Annotated in this window: 19 protein-coding genes; 10 read left to right on the top strand and 9 right to left on the bottom strand. The window is 50.7% G+C overall.

Annotated features, from left to right (window positions below; genetic code table 11):
• The first annotated feature begins 44 nt into the window (after positions 1 to 44).
• Positions 45 to 971, top strand: coding sequence for an ornithine carbamoyltransferase (argF, locus tag UM181_01585; protein WQC63331.1), 927 nt, complete (start codon positions 45 to 47; stop codon positions 969 to 971).
• Here the strand turns inward: argF and UM181_01580 are convergent.
• Positions 968 to 1,372, bottom strand: coding sequence for a DUF393 domain-containing protein (locus UM181_01580; protein ID WQC63330.1), 405 nt, complete (start codon positions 1,370 to 1,372; stop codon positions 968 to 970). The two genes, argF and UM181_01580, sit on opposite strands and share 4 nt — an antisense overlap.
• Positions 1,373 to 1,425: 53 nt before the next feature.
• On the bottom strand, positions 1,426 to 1,956 hold the full coding sequence (locus UM181_01575) for an adenine phosphoribosyltransferase (GenBank protein WQC63329.1): 531 nt from the start codon (positions 1,954 to 1,956) through the stop codon (positions 1,426 to 1,428).
• Between the two features lie 208 nt (positions 1,957 to 2,164).
• Between UM181_01575 and UM181_01570 the strand changes: the two genes are divergently transcribed.
• Both UM181_01570 and UM181_01565 read left to right on the top strand, forming a co-directional pair.
• Positions 2,165 to 3,793 (top strand): SulP family inorganic anion transporter, encoded by a 1,629-nt coding sequence (locus UM181_01570; protein WQC63328.1) that lies wholly within the window; start codon positions 2,165 to 2,167, stop codon positions 3,791 to 3,793.
• Between the two features lie 124 nt (positions 3,794 to 3,917).
• Positions 3,918 to 4,496: a thymidine kinase gene (locus UM181_01565; GenBank protein WQC63327.1), complete on the top strand. Its 579-nt coding sequence runs from the start codon at positions 3,918 to 3,920 to the stop codon at positions 4,494 to 4,496.
• A 159-nt stretch (positions 4,497 to 4,655) separates the two neighbouring features.
• Here UM181_01565 and UM181_01560 read toward each other — a convergent pair whose 3' ends face one another.
• The 6 genes from UM181_01560 to UM181_01535 form a co-directional block, all read right to left on the bottom strand.
• Positions 4,656 to 4,985 carry a hypothetical protein gene (locus UM181_01560; protein WQC63326.1) on the bottom strand — a complete coding sequence of 110 codons (330 nt, stop codon included), beginning with the start codon at positions 4,983 to 4,985 and terminating at the stop codon, positions 4,656 to 4,658.
• 245 nt (positions 4,986 to 5,230) lie between these two features.
• A complete protein-coding gene (hisD, locus tag UM181_01555) occupies positions 5,231 to 6,544 on the bottom strand; it encodes a histidinol dehydrogenase (GenBank protein ID WQC63325.1) in 1,314 nt (437 codons plus the stop codon).
• Positions 6,544 to 7,614 (bottom strand): DUF475 domain-containing protein, encoded by a 1,071-nt coding sequence (locus tag UM181_01550; protein ID WQC63324.1) that lies wholly within the window; start codon positions 7,612 to 7,614, stop codon positions 6,544 to 6,546. The genes hisD and UM181_01550 overlap by 1 nt, the downstream gene beginning before the upstream one ends.
• A gap of 8 nt (positions 7,615 to 7,622) precedes the next feature.
• The gene (locus tag UM181_01545; protein WQC63323.1) at positions 7,623 to 10,085 is read right to left on the bottom strand and encodes a TRAP transporter large permease subunit; all 2,463 of its coding nucleotides are present in this window, start codon (positions 10,083 to 10,085) and stop codon (positions 7,623 to 7,625) included.
• A gap of 123 nt (positions 10,086 to 10,208) precedes the next feature.
• Complete coding sequence (locus UM181_01540; GenBank protein WQC63322.1) at positions 10,209 to 11,303, bottom strand: TRAP transporter substrate-binding protein; 1,095 nt, start codon at positions 11,301 to 11,303, stop codon at positions 10,209 to 10,211.
• 141 nt (positions 11,304 to 11,444) lie between these two features.
• Positions 11,445 to 13,043, bottom strand: coding sequence for a GMC family oxidoreductase N-terminal domain-containing protein (locus UM181_01535; GenBank protein ID WQC63321.1), 1,599 nt, complete (start codon positions 13,041 to 13,043; stop codon positions 11,445 to 11,447).
• 117 nt (positions 13,044 to 13,160) lie between these two features.
• On the opposite strand from UM181_01535, the gene UM181_01530 reads away from it, so the two are divergent.
• Complete coding sequence (locus UM181_01530) at positions 13,161 to 13,922, top strand: IclR family transcriptional regulator (GenBank protein ID WQC63320.1); 762 nt, start codon at positions 13,161 to 13,163, stop codon at positions 13,920 to 13,922.
• A gap of 169 nt (positions 13,923 to 14,091) precedes the next feature.
• On the opposite strand, the gene UM181_01525 is transcribed toward UM181_01530, so the two are convergent.
• A complete protein-coding gene (locus UM181_01525) occupies positions 14,092 to 14,487 on the bottom strand; it encodes a cytochrome c maturation protein CcmE (GenBank protein WQC63319.1) in 396 nt (131 codons plus the stop codon).
• A 539-nt stretch (positions 14,488 to 15,026) separates the two neighbouring features.
• Here UM181_01525 and UM181_01520 point away from each other — a divergent pair.
• The 6 genes from UM181_01520 to UM181_01495 all read left to right on the top strand — a co-directional run bounded on the left by UM181_01520 (position 15,027) and on the right by UM181_01495 (position 20,673).
• Positions 15,027 to 15,860 (top strand): TIGR01459 family HAD-type hydrolase, encoded by an 834-nt coding sequence (locus UM181_01520; GenBank protein ID WQC63318.1) that lies wholly within the window; start codon positions 15,027 to 15,029, stop codon positions 15,858 to 15,860.
• Positions 15,861 to 16,011: 151 nt separating this feature from the next.
• Positions 16,012 to 16,887, top strand: a complete 876-nt coding sequence (locus UM181_01515; GenBank protein ID WQC63317.1) for a lysophospholipid acyltransferase family protein — start codon at positions 16,012 to 16,014, stop codon at positions 16,885 to 16,887.
• A gap of 171 nt (positions 16,888 to 17,058) precedes the next feature.
• The gene (locus UM181_01510; GenBank protein ID WQC63316.1) at positions 17,059 to 17,958 is read left to right on the top strand and encodes a metal ABC transporter substrate-binding protein; all 900 of its coding nucleotides are present in this window, start codon (positions 17,059 to 17,061) and stop codon (positions 17,956 to 17,958) included.
• 92 nt (positions 17,959 to 18,050) lie between these two features.
• On the top strand, positions 18,051 to 18,944 hold the full coding sequence (locus UM181_01505; GenBank protein WQC63315.1) for a manganese/iron ABC transporter ATP-binding protein: 894 nt from the start codon (positions 18,051 to 18,053) through the stop codon (positions 18,942 to 18,944).
• Positions 18,944 to 19,825, top strand: coding sequence for a metal ABC transporter permease (locus UM181_01500; GenBank protein WQC63314.1), 882 nt, complete (start codon positions 18,944 to 18,946; stop codon positions 19,823 to 19,825). The genes UM181_01505 and UM181_01500 overlap by 1 nt, the downstream gene beginning before the upstream one ends.
• A complete protein-coding gene (locus UM181_01495) occupies positions 19,825 to 20,673 on the top strand; it encodes a metal ABC transporter permease (GenBank protein WQC63313.1) in 849 nt (282 codons plus the stop codon). Before UM181_01500 ends, UM181_01495 begins: the two co-directional genes overlap by 1 nt.
• Positions 20,674 to 20,773: the final 100 nt, after the last annotated feature.

The following is a 20,773-nucleotide window of genomic DNA, read 5'->3' as shown; positions in this document are numbered from 1 at the left end:
GGTTTAAACCCGATGCGCGCGTTTGAAAAATAAGGAAAGCCCGGATGCAACATTTTCTCGACATTCATAAATCCGCACCCGAAGCGCTGCGTCAGATTATCGACCAGGCGATGGAGATGAAAAACGACCGCGCGGGGCAACCGCGCGCTGCGTTAGACCGCGGGCGGCCTTTGGCGGGCCAGATGGTGGCGTTGATTTTTGAAAAACCCTCAACCCGTACGCGGATAAGCTTTGATGTTGGTGTGCGCCAGATGGGGGGCGAAACCATGGTGCTTTCAGGCGCAGATATGCAGCTTGGACATGGGGAAACCATCGCTGACACGGCGCGGGTTCTGAGCCGCTATGTGGATTTGATCATGATCCGAACCTTTGAGGAGGCCACGCTGCTGGAAATGGCGGAACATGCCAGCGTACCAGTGATAAACGGACTGACCAATCGCACGCATCCATGCCAGATTATGGCTGATATCATGACGTTTGAGGAACATCGCGGCCCGATCAAAGGCAAGAAAGTGGTGTGGTCAGGAGATGGTAATAATGTCTTTGCCAGTTTTGCCCATGCCGCAGGCCAATTCGGGTTTGATCTCACCTTTACCGGGCCTGAGCCCTTAGATCCCGAAGAGGTGTTCGTGAACGCGGCGCGCGCGAAAGGCGTAAAAATTGAGATTGAGCGCAACCCTCAAAAAGCTGTCGAGGGTGCCGATCTTGTGGTAACGGATACATGGGTTAGCATGCATGATCCGCAATCAGCGCGCGAACGCCGGCATAATCAATTGCGTGGCTATCAGGTGAACAGCGCCTTGATGGCCAATGCCAAATCTGAGGCTTTGTTTATGCATTGCCTTCCCGCGCATCGTGAGGATGAAGCCACATCAGAAGTGATGGATGGCCCGCAATCTGTGATATTTGATGAGGCTGAAAATCGTTTGCACGTACAAAAAGCAATCATGCGACACTGCTTGGGGCTTTAAAAACCTGCGCTATTGCCATTGCTCTGGGGCGCTGTCCTGCGCGCTTGCCGGCGCAAGTGCCAGCGGTAGATAATGGGTGCAAGCACGTAATCATAAATGGCAGAGGCCGCCTGTTTTATGATCGGCAACCCGATCAGCCGCGCCAGAAAACGATAGCGCGGCATATCTTGCCAAAGCACCAAAAAGGCAGGGATGCCGCTATAAAGCTGACCTGATTTACGCACGTAAAGGCGCTTCGCGGCTTGATCTGAGCTTAAGCCCCAGCTGTTTAAATCGCAGCTGTTGAGATCATCAAAGCGCAACGCCAACCCGCGATCAGCGCTATAGGAGGCGTAGTGGTCTATCTCAAAGCGGCATACAGGGCAGTCCGCGTTATATAAAATTTTGGTTTCTTCTTGCATCTTGCATCTCCTTGCCTCCACAAATTAGGCGGCAAACGAAAGATGGCAAGCGCTCAATGGCCCTCAAACGAGCAAAGGCTGTGCAAGGGCAAGCCCATCGCCTGCAATTTCTTTGATCCGCCCAACTCGGGCAAATCAATCACAAAGGCACAGGCCGTTACATCGCCGCCAAGCCGCTCAATCAGTTTCACGCCAGCCTCTGCTGTGCCCCCGGTGGCCAAAAGATCATCGACCACCAACACGGTTTCACCCGCTTCGATCGCGTCTTCGTGCAATTCAAGCACGGCTTGGCCATATTCTAACGTATACTCTTGGCTGATCACCGATCCCGGCAATTTACCCTGCTTGCGGATCGGCACGAAGCCGCATCCTAGATGGTAGGCAACGGCGCCGCCTAAAATAAATCCGCGCGCCTCTAAACCCGCGACTTTGTCAATTTTCTGCCCCAGATAGGGTGCAACCAATTGTTTGATCGCCAATTGAAACCCATCGGGGTCATCAAACAACGTTGTCACATCGCGAAACATAATGCCGGCATGGGGAAAATCAGGGATTGTGCGAATATAGTCTTTTACGGTTTTCATACGAGCTCCAGAAGCAACCTAAAGATCTGGTAACACGAAATAATTTTTCTTTTCAAGTTGGATGTCTCAATCTTGATCGCCCAATAGATGCGCCGTGCTGCAGGACGGGCCCGTCGTAATGCTACCGCAAGCACAAGTAGGCTGTTCTCTTTGGAAAAAATGCGGTAATGGACATTTTGAACCCACTCCCAGCGATTTGGATAAGCTTATGAAACGTGCCATCCTCGGCTCTTTTGCCAATTTGACCATGCCCGATTTGAACGTGATGAATGATGAAGGGTTGAGCGCGGCGCGGCTGCGCATCGAATTGCTTTCTGGTCTCACCGTGGCCCTGGCTCTCATTCCCGAAGCGGTGGCTTTTGCCTTCGTTGCTGGTGTTCACCCTTTGGTTGGGCTTTATGCTGCGTTTTTGGTAGGATTGATCACGGCGGTGATCGGGGGGCGCCCCGGGATGATTTCTGGTGCAACAGGGGCGCTGGCGGTTGTGATGGTCGCCCTAGTTGCACAGCATGGCGTTGAGTATCTGTTCGCCACGGTCGTGCTGATGGGAATTTTACAAATCTTTGCCGGCGTCATGCAGTGGGGAAAATTTATCCGATTGGTGCCGCATCCGGTGATGTTGGGCTTTGTAAACGGATTGGCTATTGTTATTTTTCTTGCGCAGCTCACCCAGTTCAAAGTGCCAGGTACGATGGAAATTGGCGGGCATGGCGCTGTTGGTGGAGAGTGGTTAAGTGGAACGCCCTTGATCACCATGTTGGGTCTTGTGGCGCTTACGATGGGTATTATTTACATCATGCCGCGCGTGACAAAAATTATTCCAGCGCCTTTAGCAGGCATTGGTATTGTCGCCGCTGTGGTGATTGGGTTCGGGTTGGACGTGCCCAGAGTGGGCGATATGGCGTCCATCAAAGGTGGGCTTCCCAGCTTTCACTTTCCCCGAGTTGAACTGAGTTGGGAAACCCTTCAAATCATCTTGCCCTATTCAATCATTTTGGCCGCGATTGGTTTGATAGAAAGCCTTTTAACCCTTAACCTCGTGGGAGAAATGACCAATAAACGCGGCGGCGCCAGCCAAGAATGCGTTGCGCAAGGCGTAGCAAATACCGTGACCGGGTTCTTTGGCGGGATGGGGGGCTGCGCGATGATCGGGCAGTCAATGATCAATGTGCGCTCGGGTGGACGCACGCGGATCGCCGGGATCGCAGCGGCTTTATTCTTGCTGCTGTTTATTTTGGTGGGCTCTAGCATCATTGAAATGATTCCCTTGGCCGCGCTTGTCGGGGTGATGTTCATGGTGGTGATTGGAACCTTCGCGTGGAACTCGCTTACCATTTTGCGCCGCGTGCCTTTAACAGATGCCTTCGTTACGGTGTTGGTCACCATCGTGACGGTTCTGTCTGATCTCGCAGTTGCGGTGGTCGTTGGAGTGATTGTTTCGGCCTTGGCTTATGCGTGGAACAACGCGCGCCGGATCCATGCTCATGAAGAGATCAATCAAGATGGCAGCAAATCCTACCGCATTCAGGGGCCTTTGTTTTTCGGTTCATCTGATGGGTTCGTCGAGTTATTCACACCAGATGAAGATCCTGATACGGTGGTTGTCGATTTTGCGGATAGTCGGGTGGTGGATCAATCGGCGCTTCAGGCGATCGAAGCCGTGGCAGCAAAATATGAGGGGGCTGGAAAACGCATTCAATTGCGTCATCTCAGCCGCGACTGCCACCGTTTGCTCAGCAAGGCTGGCCATCTGATGGTTGATAGCGAAGATGATCCAGATTACGCGCTGGCGGTGAATTATTCTGTGCGTACCGGAATTTTGGAAAGCGGGCATTAAGACATTTGCTGGTTGCTCTGTCCCTTCTGCGTAAAACGCGGTTTATACGTCGATGATGCAAAACGGTCAGGGCGAGGCAGGCGCGATCAAACCTTGAAAGCCGATCTGTGGAGCTGAGAAAATTATGGCGAAACTTTATTTTCATTATTCTACGATGAATGCAGGAAAATCGACCTTACTGTTACAAGCAGCGCATAACTATCACGAACGAGGGATGAAGACCTATTTGTTGACGGCGCAGTTTGACCGCCGTGCGGGTGAGGGAAAAATTGCATCGCGGATCGGAGTAGAAAAAGCCGCTGACACATTTGCAACTGGTGAGAATTTATATCAAAAAATTCAGCGCCGCCTGTCAGATCGTTCCTGCGATTGTATCTTCATCGATGAAGCGCAGTTCCTCGAGCACGGCCAGGTTTGGCAATTGGCACAGGCGGTAGATGATTTGAAAGTTCCGGTCATGTGTTATGGCTTGCGGGTTGATTTTCAGGGCCAACTGTTTCCCGGCTCGGCAGCTCTTTTGGCGCTTGCGGATGAAATGCGAGAAATTAGAACCATCTGTCATTGCGGGAAAAAAGCGACGATGGTGATCCGGCAAGATGAGACGGGTCAGGTGATAACGCAAGGCGCACAGGTGCAAATTGGCGGTAATGAAACCTATGTGTCTCTCTGCCGCCGCCATTGGCGCGAAGCAACCGGGTCGTGAATTCACTTTTGAAACTGCACCCTTCCAAAAGTGGCCGCGTTGATTTTAAAGTTTAGCAAAGGCATGAACTTCAAGCGTTCAGCGTTCTAAGGCTATGACTTTTCAAGTTTCTCGAGCTCATCTTCGGTCACCAGAATACGCAATTTCTGAACGGTATTGTCATTGTCGCCGACACCCAGCGCATGAACAAATCGAGATTGGCTGAGCCCCAAACGTTCTCTCGCGTTTTGATTTCTTCAATTGTCGCATCACCCTTTTTTTTATATTGTTCACGACGGTTTTGGCAACTGAATGATCATCACACCAGCCGCTGGGATCTGGCATAAGTGCAAGCCAGTACTGCGCGGCTTGAATGTCTTTTAACTCAGGTGCCTCGCTAAAAGTTCTGAACTGTTTTAGTGAATTTATAGCTTCGTCGTGATAAATAACTGAGGATATATTTCCGATTTCTGGCATTACGATTGCTAACGGCATTGTCATTTCTTGCATAAAATAATGTAGCCTGGAACCTCATCCCTCATATGAATGGTGGGGCTTTTAACCCCACTTCTCTCGTGATCCTTGCAAGGCGTCGCGCCGTATATATTTTGCACGGGTTTCCATTGCCTTAGGGCAAGTTTACCGGATGAATGAATCCTGCAGACCAAATTAGATTGGAAAAACTTGGCTCAAGCCTACACTCTTTATGGGCTTATTGCGCTGCCTTGCGCAATAAGAGCCCCGTCGCACAGGGGTTAAATATCGTCTGCGGCCGTTAAATCGAAATTCTCATTTGGGAAATACTTTCTGAGGCGAATATCAGCCGTGCGCGCATGCCCTTCCATACCCTCAAGTCGGGAAATTCGCGCTGTGGCCTCAGCAACGGGCTTGGACCCTTCGCGCGTTGCACGCTGCCAAGTGACGATTTTCATATATTTATGAACGCTTAATCCACCCGTATAGCTTGCGGCACCGGATGTGGGCAAAACGTGGTTTGTGCCCGATGCTTTATCCCCAAAGGCAACCGTGGTTTCTTCGCCCAAGAACAGCGAGCCATAACAGCTTAGGCGACTGAGCCACCAATCGAGATCTTGCGCTTGGACTGTCAGGTGCTCGGGTGCATAGGCATCCGATGTGGCGGCCATTTCTTCTCGGGTATCGCAGAGTACAATTTCCGCATAATCGCGCCAAGCGGCGTAGGCATTATCGCGGTTAAGCTCTGGGAGATCCTCGATCAGGGCGGGCACCAACAGCATTACCTTTTCGGCCAGCGCGCGATCATCGGTCACCAGCCAAACAGGGGAATTATAGCCATGCTCGGCCTGGCCGACAAGGTCAGCTGCAACAATATCTGCATCTGCATGCGCGTCAGCCAGAATCAGACTATCGGTTGGGCCTGCGATCATATCAATCCCAATACGGCCAAAAAGCATACGTTTGGCTTCGGCAACGAATTGGTTTCCTGGCCCAACAAGAATATTAGCTTTGGGCAGCCCAAATAGCCCAAACGTCATCGCGGCAACGCCTTGCACGCCGCCCATGGCCAAAATTTTATCCGCACCCGAAATATGCGCGGCGTATATGATTGCGGGGGCAACGCCTATATCGGGCCGGGGTGGAGAGCAGGCAATAATGTTTTTACAGCCTGCGACTTTGGCTGTGGTCACCGTCATGATGGCGCTGGCAACATGGCTGTAGCGGCCCCCGGGGATATAGCAGCCGGCGGCGTTCACCGGGATCGCTTTTTGTCCTGCGATTAATCCGGGCACAACCTCTGTTTCAAAATCTGCGACGGTTGATTTTTGGACTTCCGCAAATTTTTTAACATTGGCATGCGCAAATTCAATATCGCGCTTCATCTTATCAGGCACCAGGGCCGAAGCCGTCTTAATCGCCTCTGCTGATAACAGTATAGCACCTTGATAATTGTCAAATTTTGCGGCGTATTCTAAAGCTTTTTCATCACCACCCGCCTCAATCTCGTCTAAAATTTTGCCGACAATGTCGCGCGTTTCCCCGGCATCGCTTCGAGAATGAAGAGGAGCTTTCTTAAGATATTCGACGGTCATTATTCTGCTCCTATCGCTGCATCCTCGTGCGCAGCGCCTGATTTGTTATGTTGAATTGATTTGTAAAAGGCGAGGCCGATTAGAAACACGCCGATCCCGCCGGTTAATACTTCCGGGACGTGAACCAGGGATTGAAGAAACATGATCACCGATAGGGCAAAAATAGAATAAAACGCCCCATGTTCCAAATATCGGAATTCCGCTAAGGTTTTGCGCTCTACAAGCATAATCGTCATCGATCGCACATACATAGCTCCAATGCCCAACCCTATCGCGATTAAAAGAATATTTGTTGTCAACGCAAAGGCTCCGATCACGCCGTCAAATGAGAAGCTGGCATCCAAAACCTCAAGATATAAGAACGCGCCCAATCCACCGCGTGCACCAATGGCGGCGGTGTTGCTGGCAACATTGTCGAGATAAGCGCCCAATCCATCGACAAGCATGAAGACCAATAATCCCATTATTGCCGACATTAAGAAGGCTGCATGTTTATATTCTGGCAAAAATTGGCAAATCGCGATGATGATAATCAAAACGAAGGTGATCTCTAGTCCTCGGATTGATGCCACGCGCCGAAGCCGCGTTTCAAGCCCCACGATCCAATCGACCGATTTGTCTTCATCCACGAAGAATTTCAACGCAACCATCATCAAAAAAGTACCGCCAAAAGCAGATATTGGACCATGCGCTTGTTCAATGATATGCGAATATTTCTCTGGGTCGGCCAAGGCCAAATGGATTGCAGCGAAAGGGTTGATCCAGGCGAAAATAGCCACGATCGCCAAGGGAAAGATTATCCGCATGCCAAAAACCGCGATTAAAATTCCCCAAGTTAGGAAACGCTGCTGCCAAATTGGGGTCATCTCTTCAAGTTTGTTGGCATTCACGATCGCGTTGTCAAAAGACAAGGCGATTTCCAGTGTTGCCAGGATCGCGCCCACAAGCAGAAATCCAAACACACCCGAAAGCGTTCCGGTGGTTGCCCAGCCGAGCCACCCCGATAGGCCTAAGCCAATGACGGTTACGATCAAAGGCCACTTTTGATAGGATAAGGTTGACCGGCTCATCTCTGTACCTATTGTCCGAATACTTGGTTGGGAAGCCACAGAACGATTTGTGGGAAAATGAGAATGAGGATCAATCCGATAAGTTGGATCACCATAAATTGCATCATACCCAGATAGATATCTTTCAAATCCCAATTTGGAACCACGCCCTTAAGGAAATAAGCGGATAAGGCCACTGGCGGCGATAACCAAGCGGTTTGTAAATTGACCGCAACCAGAATTCCAAACCACACCATCAGATCGTAGCGATCAAGGCCGTGAAGTTCAAGCTTCTCCACGGTTGGCAGCAAAACCGGAACGACGATCAATACGATCGGCACCCATTCCAATGGCCATCCCAAAAGGAAAATTAGCGACATCACCAGGATCAAGATCAAATAGGGTGACATGTCTAACCCAAGCAACATCTCGGTCATCATTTTTGGAGTGCCAAGCGATGAAAACTCTGCGCCAAAAAAGTTTGAAGCAGCCACTAAGAACATGATCAATACGGTGATTTCAAGCGATTTGATAAGATTGTCAAAAAAGCCTGAAAACGTGAATTTGCGGTAAATCAGTGATAATAGAATGGCGCCAAATGCGCCCATTGCAGCGGCTTCAGCCGGGGTTGCAAACCCAAGAAGAATAGAGCCCAATGCGAAAGAGATCAAAATTGTTGGAGGCATCAGGCCTGCGAAAAATTCGTCCCAAAGCTCTGAGAATTTAAACCTTGTATCGGCATCGCTGCGATAGATTGGCATGGCCAGAGCCGCGAGCAGAACGATGAAAGCCAGTAACACAAGCGAAACCCATGGAAGGCCGTCCCCCCAATTCGCCGCAACCATATAGGTGTGGAATAAAACCGTTATTGGCAACGCGATGCGCAGTACATTCAGATGGCGATAGGCCCGGTAGGTCAACACCATTACGCAGCCTAGAATAATCAAGCCACCAAATGGCAGAAGGCCGCCAAACGCACCTGCGAGGCCAAGTCCAAAAACTCGGCAAATGGTCAGAACGCCCATTGAAATAAGCGCTATTTCTGCTCCATAAAAATCAGAGGTTTTGGGTTGTGCCTCTTCGGATAATACAGGGCCTAACTCAGGGTTGAGCCAGCACCGTCCCAACGTGTAGAGCAGGTATAGCGTTGCCAAAACAGCACCTGGAATGAACGCCCCGCGGAATAAATCGAGCGTTGAAACCTCAAGCACTGGCCCCATCACAATCAGCATAATCGAGGGCGGTATTAAAATGCCCAATGTGCCGCCTGCCGTGATGGTCCCTGCTGCCAGCTGTACATTGTAACCAGAGCGGTTCATTGTCGCGCCTGCCATGATCCCAAGAAGAGTCACAGAGGCGCCCACGATCCCTGTAGCTGCAGCAAAGATCGTGGAAACGATCAGTACCGCGATGTAAAGCGATCCGCGGACCCGCGCCATGATCATCTGGATGGATGTGAACAATCGTTCCATTAAGCCGGCGGCTTCCATTACGATCCCCATCAGAATGAAAAGTGGCACTGCCATTAACTGATCGTTTAACATTGTTGAATTTGTATTCAGCGTCATTAGCAGCGTGGTGAGCTTAAAGTTTGATCCCCAAATGCCAAATACAAAAGCTAAGAAAATTAGCGTGAATGAAATCGGGAAACCGATGAAGATCACGAAAATCATCGCAGCAAGCATGATCAAACCGATGGTTGGTTTCGACAAGCTAGGGCGGACTGACATGATATCGGTAAACCAGCCTCCGCCCGGGGTTGCCTCTGGGATAAACACGGCCATTGTTAGCCAAATCAACGCGAGTATATAAAAGGGCAGGGCTTGGACAAATCGACGTTCGCGTTCTTTTCCCATTTTGTGGAAGGCTCTGAACAATTCGGGAATACCTTGCAAGGTAAGCAGCAAACCACCGACAGGCATGGCCAGGCGCGCTGGCCAAAGAAGGGGCTCCCATGGGCTATCAAACGCGGTTTCACCCGTACGGTAGGCCAATTCCCAATATTGCGCCGCGATGATGGTGAAAAAGATCATAGATGGGATGAAAAACGCCATATAAAGAAAGGCATCAACGGTTGCTTGGGTTTTTTCAGTCCAATTGCGATAAAGAAAATCGGCACGGATATGCACGCCCCGCATTAGGCCGTAGCCGGCGGCGCCCATAAACAGCACACCCGCGATCATACGGCTGATATCATACGCAAAGAGCGTGGGTCCAAGCCCGAGCGCGCGCGCCGTGTCATCCCAGCCATAACTGGCCATAATGCCAAAGGCATTGCGCGAAATCACTTCGAAAACAACCACCCCGATTAACGGAACCATTAAAAGGCATAGCAGCTTGCCGGCCCAATCATTTAACAGATCGATAAACCCTGTGATCGGGCGTTGCCAGGGCGTCATATCTTCGGGCGTTTCTCCTGGGCGCTCTGTGCGGCGCTCTGCGATCAACTCATCTGCTATCTCTAGCTCTTCGGGTGCAATCTCTTCAGCCACGCCCGTTCTCCCTTTCTGTGCGGTCCTTTTTGTTAAAGGAGCCTTCATTTTTGGAAAAACCTTTGGGTTTTACCAAAAATGAAAGTCGGGGCCCCGAAGGGCCCCGTTTCGTGTATTTAGGGATTACTTCAGCGTATCTGCATGCGCTTTGCCTAAGCTGGCATTTGACGCCTGTGCACCCGCCCAGAACGGCACAGCCACATCGGCGAAATCTTTTTGAGATTGCCAAACTTCTGCAAAGAATTCGTTTTCAGCTGATGCTTCTTCAAGAAGCTTCTTGGCTGCTGCCATATACTCGGTGAAGTAATCGGCTGGTGTATCTTCTAAAATGACACCATGATTTTCGGTCAAATCTTTGAGCGCCTGTCCGTTCGAGTAAATACGATAAGACTGAGCTTTCGACAAAGAGGCATTCGCTGCAACTTCAATCGCTTTTTTCTCGGTTGCTGATAGCCCGTCATAGACGTCGCCATTGAGGTAAAGGTCCGCATTTACAACAACCTGATGAAGGCCTTGCAGATAGTAATGCTTTAACACTTTTTGGAAGCCAAAAACTGAGTCCGGCTTCGGGCAGCACCATTCAGCCGCGTCAATAGCGCCTTTTTCAAGTGCCGGAAGAATGTCGCCTCCCCCCATCGCAACGGCGGCAACGCCGATCTCGTTATAGGCTGCGCCTACCATTCCGGGAGGAGCCCGGAAGCGCAGTTTACGGAAATCATCCATCGTCGCAATTTTTTCGGGGAACCAACCCAGAGCTTCAGGGCCAACAGGTTGCAGCATAAAGCCTTTTACATTGACGCCCATTTCATCCCACAGGCGATCATACAATTCACGGCCACCACCATATTGGAACCAGGATAGGAATGACATTGCGTCAAGACCAACACCGGCTCCGGCAATGGGCGCGCCAAACAGGTTAGCGGCCGGATGCTTTCCGCCCCAATAATGGGTCCAAGCAAAGCCACCTTCCACCAAGCCGGCATCTACGGCATCCATAATGTCGCGTGGGCCAACAACTGCGCCCGCAGGCAAGATTTCGATCTTGACCGATCCGGCTGTCAGGTCTTCCACATCATCTGCAAAGCTTTGCAGCATGTAGACTTCGTCAGTTGAGTTTCCAAGTACGGATTGGATCCGGATAGTGGTCTCAGCAAATGCTGCTGATGCCATTAGCGTAAGGGCTGCTGTCCCCACGCTTAGAGTTTTAAGATTAAACATCAATTTTCCTCCCTTGATGATGTTTCCCTCATATCATTATTTATCGCTGCCATGGCCGAGGGGATTGTCCCGACAGAAATTGAAAGTGGGTTTTGTTCATGATTACCATGATATCCACTTTGTGAAGCGGGGTTGCAAAAGTCATGATGCATCCTCCAACACCAGCTGACTGGCTTTTTCGCCGATCATGATCGCAGGTGCATTCGTGTTGCCGCTGACGATGCGCGGCATGATTGAGGCATCAGCAACGCGCAAGCCGCGAATGCCCTTTACTTTAAGCGACGGATCCACAACCGCCATCGGATCGATGCCCATTTTGCAGGTGCCGGTTGGATGGTAAATTGTAACTGACGTTTGACGCGCCCACTCCAGGGTGGCTACCTCATCCTCTAGGGCAACTCCGACTCCGGGGGCATATTCTTCCGTGATATGAGATTTTAGCGGTTCTGACTGCGCGATCCGGCGCGCGATTTGAATGCCTTTCACGATTGTGCGGCAGTCTGTGTCCGTAGACAGGTAATTTGGATGAATTTCTGGGTGATCGTCGATATTGGCCGAGCTCAGCGTTAAATGCCCAGCGCTTTCCGGGCGCAGTTGCAAAACAGAAGCGGTGAAAGCCGAAAATTTATGCGGCCCATCCGCGGGTTTTAGGGCACTCCAGGGCTGAATATGAAATTGGATATCTGGCGTTTCTAAATGCGCTTCGGTTTTCAGGAAGCCGGTTCCAAGACTGGCGGCCATCGTCATTGGGCCGCGCTGCGTGAACGCGTATTTGGCCGCAATCAAGCCTTTTTTTAAGTAGCTGTTGATTTCGGTATTCACGGTGCTGAGCGTAGTTTTAAAAACTGGACGGGCCTGTAGATGATCTTGCAGATTTTTACCTACACCGGGAAGATCTGATAAAACCTCTATGCCATGCGCGCTAAGTTCGCCTCCGGCGCCGATGCCCGAAAGCATGAGAAGCTGCGGCGAACCAATGGCCCCAGCGCTGAGGATCACCTCGGCGTTTGCCGAAATAGTTTCAACCCGCTGATGCCGGCGAATTTGAACGCCGGTGGCGCGCCCCTCAGCGATCACCACTTTTTCGACCTGTGCATCGGTGATAATACTCAGGTTTTTGCGCGTACGCGCGGGGGCCAAATAAGCCGCAGCGGAAGAACAACGCCGCCCCCCTTTCATGGTCAGTTGAAAATATCCAACGCCTTCCTGATCGGCGCCGTTATAATCGGGATTACGCTTATATCCGGCATCCACCGCGGCATCGACCCATTTATCAACCACATCCCGCGTTAATCTTGAGTTTTGAACCGAAAGCGGCCCCGATTTTCCGCGCAGTCCGGTTTGATCCACGCCTTCCCAGGTTTCGGACCGTTTGAAATAGGGAAGAACATCGCTCCAGCTCCAGCCCGTGCAGCCCATCTGCGCCCAGCCATTATAATCTTGTGCTTGGCCACGCACGTAGAGAAGGCCGTTAATCGAGCTGGACCCGCCAAGGACCCGCCCACGTGGCCATGGGATCGCCCGATTGGCGATCCCAGCATCCTCTTGGGTTTCGTAACACCAATCCATTTTGGGATTGCCCATGGTTCGAAAATAGCCGACCGGAATATGGATCCAAGGGCTGGTATCGCGTGGCCCAGCTTCGATCAACGCAACCCTATACCGCCCATCTTCTGATAGGCGATTTGCAAGGGCGCATCCTGCGGAACCCGCACCAACAATGACGTAATCGAACCTCATATAACTCCAAATATCAAATAATGAGACTTTTATTCTCGAATTCATGCAAAATTCATGCTAACTATGATTCGAGATACATGTAAATCACTTTCTTGAAGAAAACCGGTTTGAGCCCCCATGCAGAGCCCGACAGAAACCCCAAGCAATTTGCGCACTTTACTAATCCTTGAAGTGCTTGGCAAAAGCGACCGCCCGATGACGGCGACCGAGATCAATGCTGTGTTGAACCTTCCCAAACAGACAGTACATCGTTTATGCGCCACGCTGGAAGAGTTTGGGTTTATCACCCGTTTGAGCAACAGCAAAAAATATCAAGTTGCGCGCCGTTTGCGTGAAATTGGCGCGGGATTGCTTTATAATTCACGCGATCACATCATGCGGCGGCAAATATTATTGGATGTTGCGCAAGAGGTTGGGGAAACTGTGAATTTCGCGGTGCCGCGTGAAACCGGCATGGATTATTTGGACCGTGTCGAAACCGGTTGGGCGTTTCGGATCCAATTGCCAATCGGCTCGCGGGTGCCCTTTCATTGCACTGCCAGTGGGAAGACATTTTTGGCGAGCCTTCCGATGGCCAAACTGAAAAGTTTTTTAGCAACGCTGCATCTGCAAGCGATGACCCAAAACACCCATGTGTCAACAGCAACTCTTTTGACTGAGATTGCTCAAGTTCGAAAGAATGGCTACGCGCTTGATCAAGAAGAGTTTATGGATGATATGGTTGCGATTGCAGTGCCTGTCACGGATCCAAAAAATCGCTATATTGCGGCGCTTGCCTTTCATGGTCCAACGCAGCGCGTGACTATATCCGATGCCATCAAGAGCAAAGAACTGCTCCAATCCGCTGCGCGGCGCATTAGCGAAAGCCTTTTCGACTAGGTTGCGTTTTGGCGATGCAGGGCAGATTGTTTTTCAGCTCAACCAACTATTCGGCGCCAGGTCAGGCGCTTTTTTGATAATCTGGAAAGATGTACGACGCCTGTCTATACTAGCTGCCCAGCATAGCTTTGGGCCGCAGCGTAACGCGGCAGGCGCAATTTAGACAGGCTCAGTGCTTCTCAATTAATACGCCGTAAGATCGCAATTCATCCAGGGCAGCTATGGGGAAATACTCGCCGGAAAATTGTGCTAATATGGTGGTAGCCTTGAAACGCTCACCATCAAATTCGCCCTGAACAACAACGGGGCTTCCGATTTCGAACGCCTCCGGTAAGGGGCCCGGAAAGACAACGTTGATCGATTCACTTTTATCGGAAAGCGAAAATTGAATACCATATGCATCGCTGGTTTGAACGGAATGGGCAATTCCAAAAACATTTACCATACGGGCGTATTGCACGGTGAAGGCGGGCACCTCGCTTGGGAATAAAAAGTAGCGGGTTTGAGCGAGTGCGCCGGACGCTAAGAGGCAACTTACAATCACCCCACAAATCATTCGTTTCATAAAATTTCCATCATTTATTGCAACGGGATTGGCAGAGCGGTTGCAGCGCTGATCCCACATAGTTCTCGAGCGTGGCGAGTATGCAGCTTATTTTTGATGTTGCAAGCGGCCTTACGGGATTGGGGTGATCGCCAGACCTATGGAGTGTGCATTCAGCGCGGCGTCGAAGTGATTTTGAAATAAAAGCGATAAAGTATTTGCGGTCTTGTCACCCCAAAACAAAATACCCGCTTGCGTGGCGCAGGTTTTATGATGCCGCCTTTATTCGCGTCTACGCAGATAAGTGTGTGATAAACACAGCCAATTTACTCGCTAGAGCTTGCATAATTCCTGCCCGGGGCCTAGCTGTTTATACAGACCGGCTCAGCCTGTCTTTTCCGTGATCTACAGAAGGTTTCGCCAAAAGCCCGATGGGGTTTTTGGGTTGCCCAAAAATTGATTATTCAGCTTTTCTGTTATTCCCATTAATTTGCGATGCGGTGATAGAGCCTATATTAAACTTAAAAATATGGCCCAAAATCAAACGGATTATCTATATTATGACCCAATGTATCAACAGTTTGGCGCAAATTGCCCAAAAATATGACGCTATTGTTTTTGATCAATGGGGGGTTCTGCATGATGGCAGCTGTGCATATGCAGGCGCGATTGACTGTCTGATTGGCCTCGCCAAGGCCGGGCATTCTTTATCCGTGCTCTCAAATTCAGGCAAACGCGCCGCGCCAAATGCCAAGAGGATCGCTGATATGGGGTTTTCAAATGGACTGTTCAATCAAATTATGACCAGCGGCGAAGCTTTATGGCACGATATCGATCAGGGCAAAATTGCGCAGAGCAATTTTTTCGCGATTGAAAGAGAGCAGGGTGATGCGTTGGCTTGGGCGGAGGGGTTGCCTATTGAACTGACAGAGTTGCACAATGCTCAAGCGGTGCTGTTGATGGGCTTGCCAGACGCGGCCAAACTGGCAGATTGGCAGCCGGTTTTGGATCAAGCTTTCGCCGCAGATTTGCCGATTTATTGCTCGAACCCTGATCAACATTCCCCGCGCGCAGATGGTTTGGTGATCTCGGCAGGCGCGCTGGCGCGGGCTTATTCGCAAAGATCTGGGCGGGTGATATACTATGGAAAACCGCATCGGCCAGTTTTTCAGGCTTTGTCGACCTCTCTTCAGGCGCAGCGTTTTTTAATGGTTGGAGACAGTTTGGAACATGATATTGCGGGTGCGCAGGCCGTCGGATGGGACAGCGTTTTGATACAGAAGGGGCTGTATGCCAGCGCGTTTTCCAACGCCGATCACGATGTGGTTCTAAAAACTCTGTTAAAAGACCTTGCCTGCCAGCCGCCAACCTATTCTATAAAACAGCTGCAATGAACCGCTCTGGCGATTGATTGCCCCTTTAATTTTAAGCGTCAGAGCATTTCATAGACGAAATAAGGCCTCAAAAACTGTATTAAATTGGAATTTTTCGACAGGGTGGTTCTTTTAGTCTGGAAATTTCTGCAGCAAAACTTCAAAAGGGGTGATGATTTTTCGTTCGATAAGAGCCACCTGGCATCACTTCAAATATCTGCCCTTATTGTCGGCCATAACGTTTTCACGTGGAAGAAGTTTCGCGCGACGGTCGCAGGCTTTGGGGGTTTCGATTGGTTGGGTGCTGCGTTGGTACCCGCCTGCGCGGCGTTGGTTTGAACGTGAATTTTTGAAAATTTTTCCCGATATGCCACGTGATAAGCGGTTAAATATTTGTCAGCGTATGGGCGTTCATATGGGGCGCACCTTGTTTGAAATTTATCACTCGAAAGAATTTCAAGCCGCGTCGCATAAATTTCACGTTTCAGGCGAGGGTTTGCAAACATTGGAGAAGGCCTTTGCAGCGGGCAAGGGGGCCATTGTTGTCTCGGGTCATTTTGGTCAGTGGGAGGCGGTCCGCGCGGTTTTGAAAAAACGCGGTATAGAAACTGGTGCTGTCTATCGTCGGCAGGCCAATCGCCACTATCAAAGGCGGTTACTGGCGGGCATTCAAGCAACAGGAAACCCAATCGTGTCGACCGGGCGCGCCGGCACACGGGCTTTGGTGCGGCATTTGAAAGCAGGGCGCGTTATCGCCATTATGTTAGATGAGAAACATCCCGACGGTGCCCGTCTTCCCTTTTTGGGCAGGGATGCGCTGACCTCGCTTTCGGCGGCAAATTTGGCGATTAAATATGGTATTCCAATGATCCCGGCCTTTGGAACGCGGATTGCCGATGGCAATGAATTTGATGTTGAATTTGAAGCCGCAATTCCGCATTCGGACAGCACAACCATGACCCAGGCGTTCAATGACAGCCTTTCAAAACGGATATTGGAGAATCCAGACCAATGGTATTGGTTGCTGCGGCGCTGGGATGGCGCCTAGACAGCCGGCGGCATTCAACACTTTAAGCAGAAAGGGGATCATGCGTACTTATTTTCAATTTGGTGCGGCCCGTGATCCGGCGACGGCGTTGTTGCGATTAACTCGCAATAACGCTTGACAGTTGCGAGTGATTTGCATTTACAGAAGCCAGCGATATGCAAAGGATCTTTCATGCTTACACGTGTCTTGTATCTGGCGGCGGCTCTCTTTGTCTGGTTGAGCGCAACAAACGCAATGGCAGAGGCGCGGCTGAAAGTGGTGACCACCTTTACAGTGCTTGCCGATATGGCGGCACATGTTGCTGGAGAGGCTGCTGATGTGGTCTCGATTACCAAGCCGGGTGCCGAAATTCATGGCTATCAACCGACACCGCAAGATATCGTAAAGGCCTCTGATGCGGATCTGATCTTGTGGAACGGGATGAATCTAGAGCTTTGGTTTGAACAGTTCTTAAAAAACTTGGAGCAGGTGCCCTCCGTCACCCTGACCGACGGAATCACACCCATTTCCATTGAGTCTGGAAGTTATGCAGGTTTGCCCAATCCGCATGCCTGGATGGGATTGGACAATGCGGTGATTTATATTGAGAATATTCGAGCCGCTTTTATCAAGCATGATCCTGATAACGCGGCGATCTACCAGGCCAATGCGCAGGCTTATATAGGTGAGTTGCGCAGAACCATTGAGCCGTTGCGCGCGGCGCTTGCAAAAATTCCTGAAGAGCGCCGTTGGTTGGTAACCTGCGAAGGGGCTTTTAGTTATCTTGCCCGCGATTTTGGGTTGAAAGAATTATATTTATGGCCAATGAACGCCGATCAAGTTGGCACACCGCAACAAGTGCGCAAGGTGATTGATGGCGTCCGGAAACACGAGGTTCCTGCCGTGTTTTGCGAAAGCACAGTCAATGCGGCGCCCGCCCAGCAAGTGGCCCGTGAAACAGGCGCAACTTATGGGGGGGTTCTTTACGTTGATAGTCTGAGCGCAGCTTCTGGCGCAGTCCCAACCTATCTTGATCTTCTAAGGGTTACGTCAAGCACTGTTGTGAAAGGGCTGTCGGAAGCCTCAAATTAGACTATGTAACCATCGCGGGCGGATCTATCGATCAAAGCGCAGCGGCGGGTTTGCCAGAGAATAGGCCGGTGCATGCGGCAAAGGACAAGACCATGAGTGACTTACCCAGTTCACGCACAGATCTGAACAATTCGGCGGATATCGGGATATCGGCTCAAGATGTTACGGTGACCTATCGCAGCGGGCATACGGCGCTTTGGGATGCCAGTTTTGACGTTCCGCGCGGCACGGTTACCGCATTGGTGGGCGTGAATGGGGCCGGTAAATCAACCTTGTTTAAAGCCATTATGGGTTTTGTTCCCGCTGCCAAGGGCACTATTAAAATTCTTGGCGAGAGCGTGAAACAGGCTTTGGCAAAAAATCTTGTTGCTTATGTACCGCAATCCGAAGAGGTGGATTGGGCGTTTCCGGTTTTGGTCGAAGATGTTGTGATGATGGGGCGTTACGGTCATATGGGGTTTTTGCGGCGCCCTAAGCAAATCGATTATGATGCGGTTGATACGGCCTTGCGCCGTGTGAATATGCAGGCGTTCAAAACCCGCCAGATCGGCGAGTTGTCGGGCGGGCAGCGCAAACGGGTTTTTCTCGCGCGCGCTTTAGCGCAGGATGGACAAGTGATTTTGCTGGATGAACCTTTCACTGGCGTTGACGTCAAAACAGAAGAACAAATTATCGCGTTATTGCAAGAACTGCGAGACGAGGGGCGCGTGATGTTGGTTTCGACGCATAACCTTGGATCGGTGCCCGAATTTTGCGACCGAACGATTTTGGTTAAGGGCACTGTGCTGAGCCATGGACCAACCGAAACAACCTTCACCCGCGAAAACCTTGAAGCCGCCTTTGGTGGGGTTTTGCGCCATTTCACATTAGGGGGCGAGGCGCTGCATGAGGATGCAGATGCCCGCGCGATTACCATCTTTACCGATGATGAACGCCCATTTGTTCAATATGGCGACAAAACGCAGCGGACCGATGGGAATAGCTGATGGAGCTTTTGTTGCAGCCATTCAACTATAGCTATATGGCGAATGCGATGTGGGTGTCTGCTTTGGTGGGAGGTGTCTGTGCCTTTTTATCAGCCTATCTGATGCTGAAAGGCTGGTCGCTGATTGGGGATGCGCTGTCCCACTCGGTCGTGCCAGGGGTAGCGGGAGCCTATATTCTTGGCTTGCCATTCGCGCTTGGCGCCTTTCTTGCTGGCGCTTTGGCAGCCGGGGCCATGCTGTTTTTATCCGAGCGATCAGGTTTAAAGGCAGATGTGATCATCGGATTGATTTTCACCGCTTTTTTTGGATTGGGTTTGTTTATCGTATCAATCAACCCGATATCCGTGTCGGTGCAAACGATTACAATGGGCAATATCTTGGCAATAACACCTGAAGATACGCTGCAATTGGCGCTTATCGGTTTCGTTTCTCTGGCCGTATTGCTGGCCAAATGGAAAGATTTGATGGTGACGTTTTTTGATGAAAACCACGCCCGTACAATCGGGCTTCGGCCTGGCCTTTTGAAAGCTATTTTCTTTGTTTTACTGTCTGCATCGGTGGTGGCGGCCATGCAAACCGTCGGCGCTTTTCTGGTGATCGCTTTGGTCGTGACGCCGGGTGCAACCGCCTATTTGCTTTGTGATAGATTTTCACGCTTGATCGTGACCTCGGTTGCCATTGGCGCGCTGACCAGTTTTTTTGGAGCCTATATAAGTTTCTTTTTGGATGGGGCCACCGGCGGCATCATCGTGGTTTTGCAGACGTTGATTTTTCTGATTGCCTTTATATTTGCCCCGGCGCATGGGCTTTTGGCCGCAAAACGCAAAGCCAAACATGCGCTGCAGGGGCATTTCGCCTCGCATGCTGTAGGAAAAGAGTGATGGATGTAAACACGCTTATTTTGCCGTTTCAGTTCGCATTCATGCAAAACGCTTTTCTGATCTCGATCATTGTTTCGGTGCCCACCGCACTGCTATCTTGTTTTTTGGTGATGAAAGGCTGGGCGTTGATGGGCGATGCTGTCAGCCATGCCATTTTGCCCGGCATTGTTGTGGCCTCTATTCTTGGAATTCCTTTGCTGATTGGTGCCTTTGCCGCTGGCATGACCTGCGCTTTGGCCACTGGCTATCTGGCAAGCAATAGCCGCGTGAAACAGGATACGGTGATGGGGGTGGTGTTCTCGGGCATGTTTGGGCTGGGCATCGTGCTGTATGTGGGGGTGGAGACGGGGGCACATCTGGATCATATCCTGTTTGGAAATATGCTGGGGGTAGAGCCGCATGAACTTTGGACATCGGGGCTGATTTCAGCGGGTGTTGGGCTTGTACTGCTGTTGAAATGGAAAGATTGGCTGTTGCACAGTTTTGACCCTGCGCAGGCCTATGCTTCGGGGCTTTGGGTGAGCGGTTTACATTATGGCTTGTTGGCAGCTTTGTCTTTAACCATTATTGCCACGCTGTCTGCGGCAGGCCTTATTTTGGCAATCGGACTTCTGATAGCGCCCGGCGCAATTGCCTTTTTACTGGTCCGCAGGTTTTCCTCAATGCTTTTCGTATCTGTGATCGTGTGCATGGTGTCGATGCTGCTGGGAACCTATGCCAGTTTTTTTATAGATAGCGCTCCGGCCCCTACGATCATTTTAATCATGACATTTATCTTTATTGTCGCGTTCTTTAGGCGGCAAATGATGACCCGCCATGCCTCTTTGCAACCTGCCAAAAATGCGTAAGCACTGTAGGCCAATGGCACCCAAATTGGGTGAAAGCAGATTAAATTTCAGCTAAGATTTAAATTCTTATTGCTTTCCAGCCCTTAAGGCAAAACCAATC

It is taken from the genome of Alphaproteobacteria bacterium US3C007, assembly GCA_034423775.1.
In the GTDB taxonomy this organism is placed as follows: Bacteria; Pseudomonadota; Alphaproteobacteria; order Rhodobacterales; family Rhodobacteraceae; genus Thalassovivens; species Thalassovivens spotae.
This window is presented reverse-complemented; position numbering and strand designations above follow the sequence as displayed.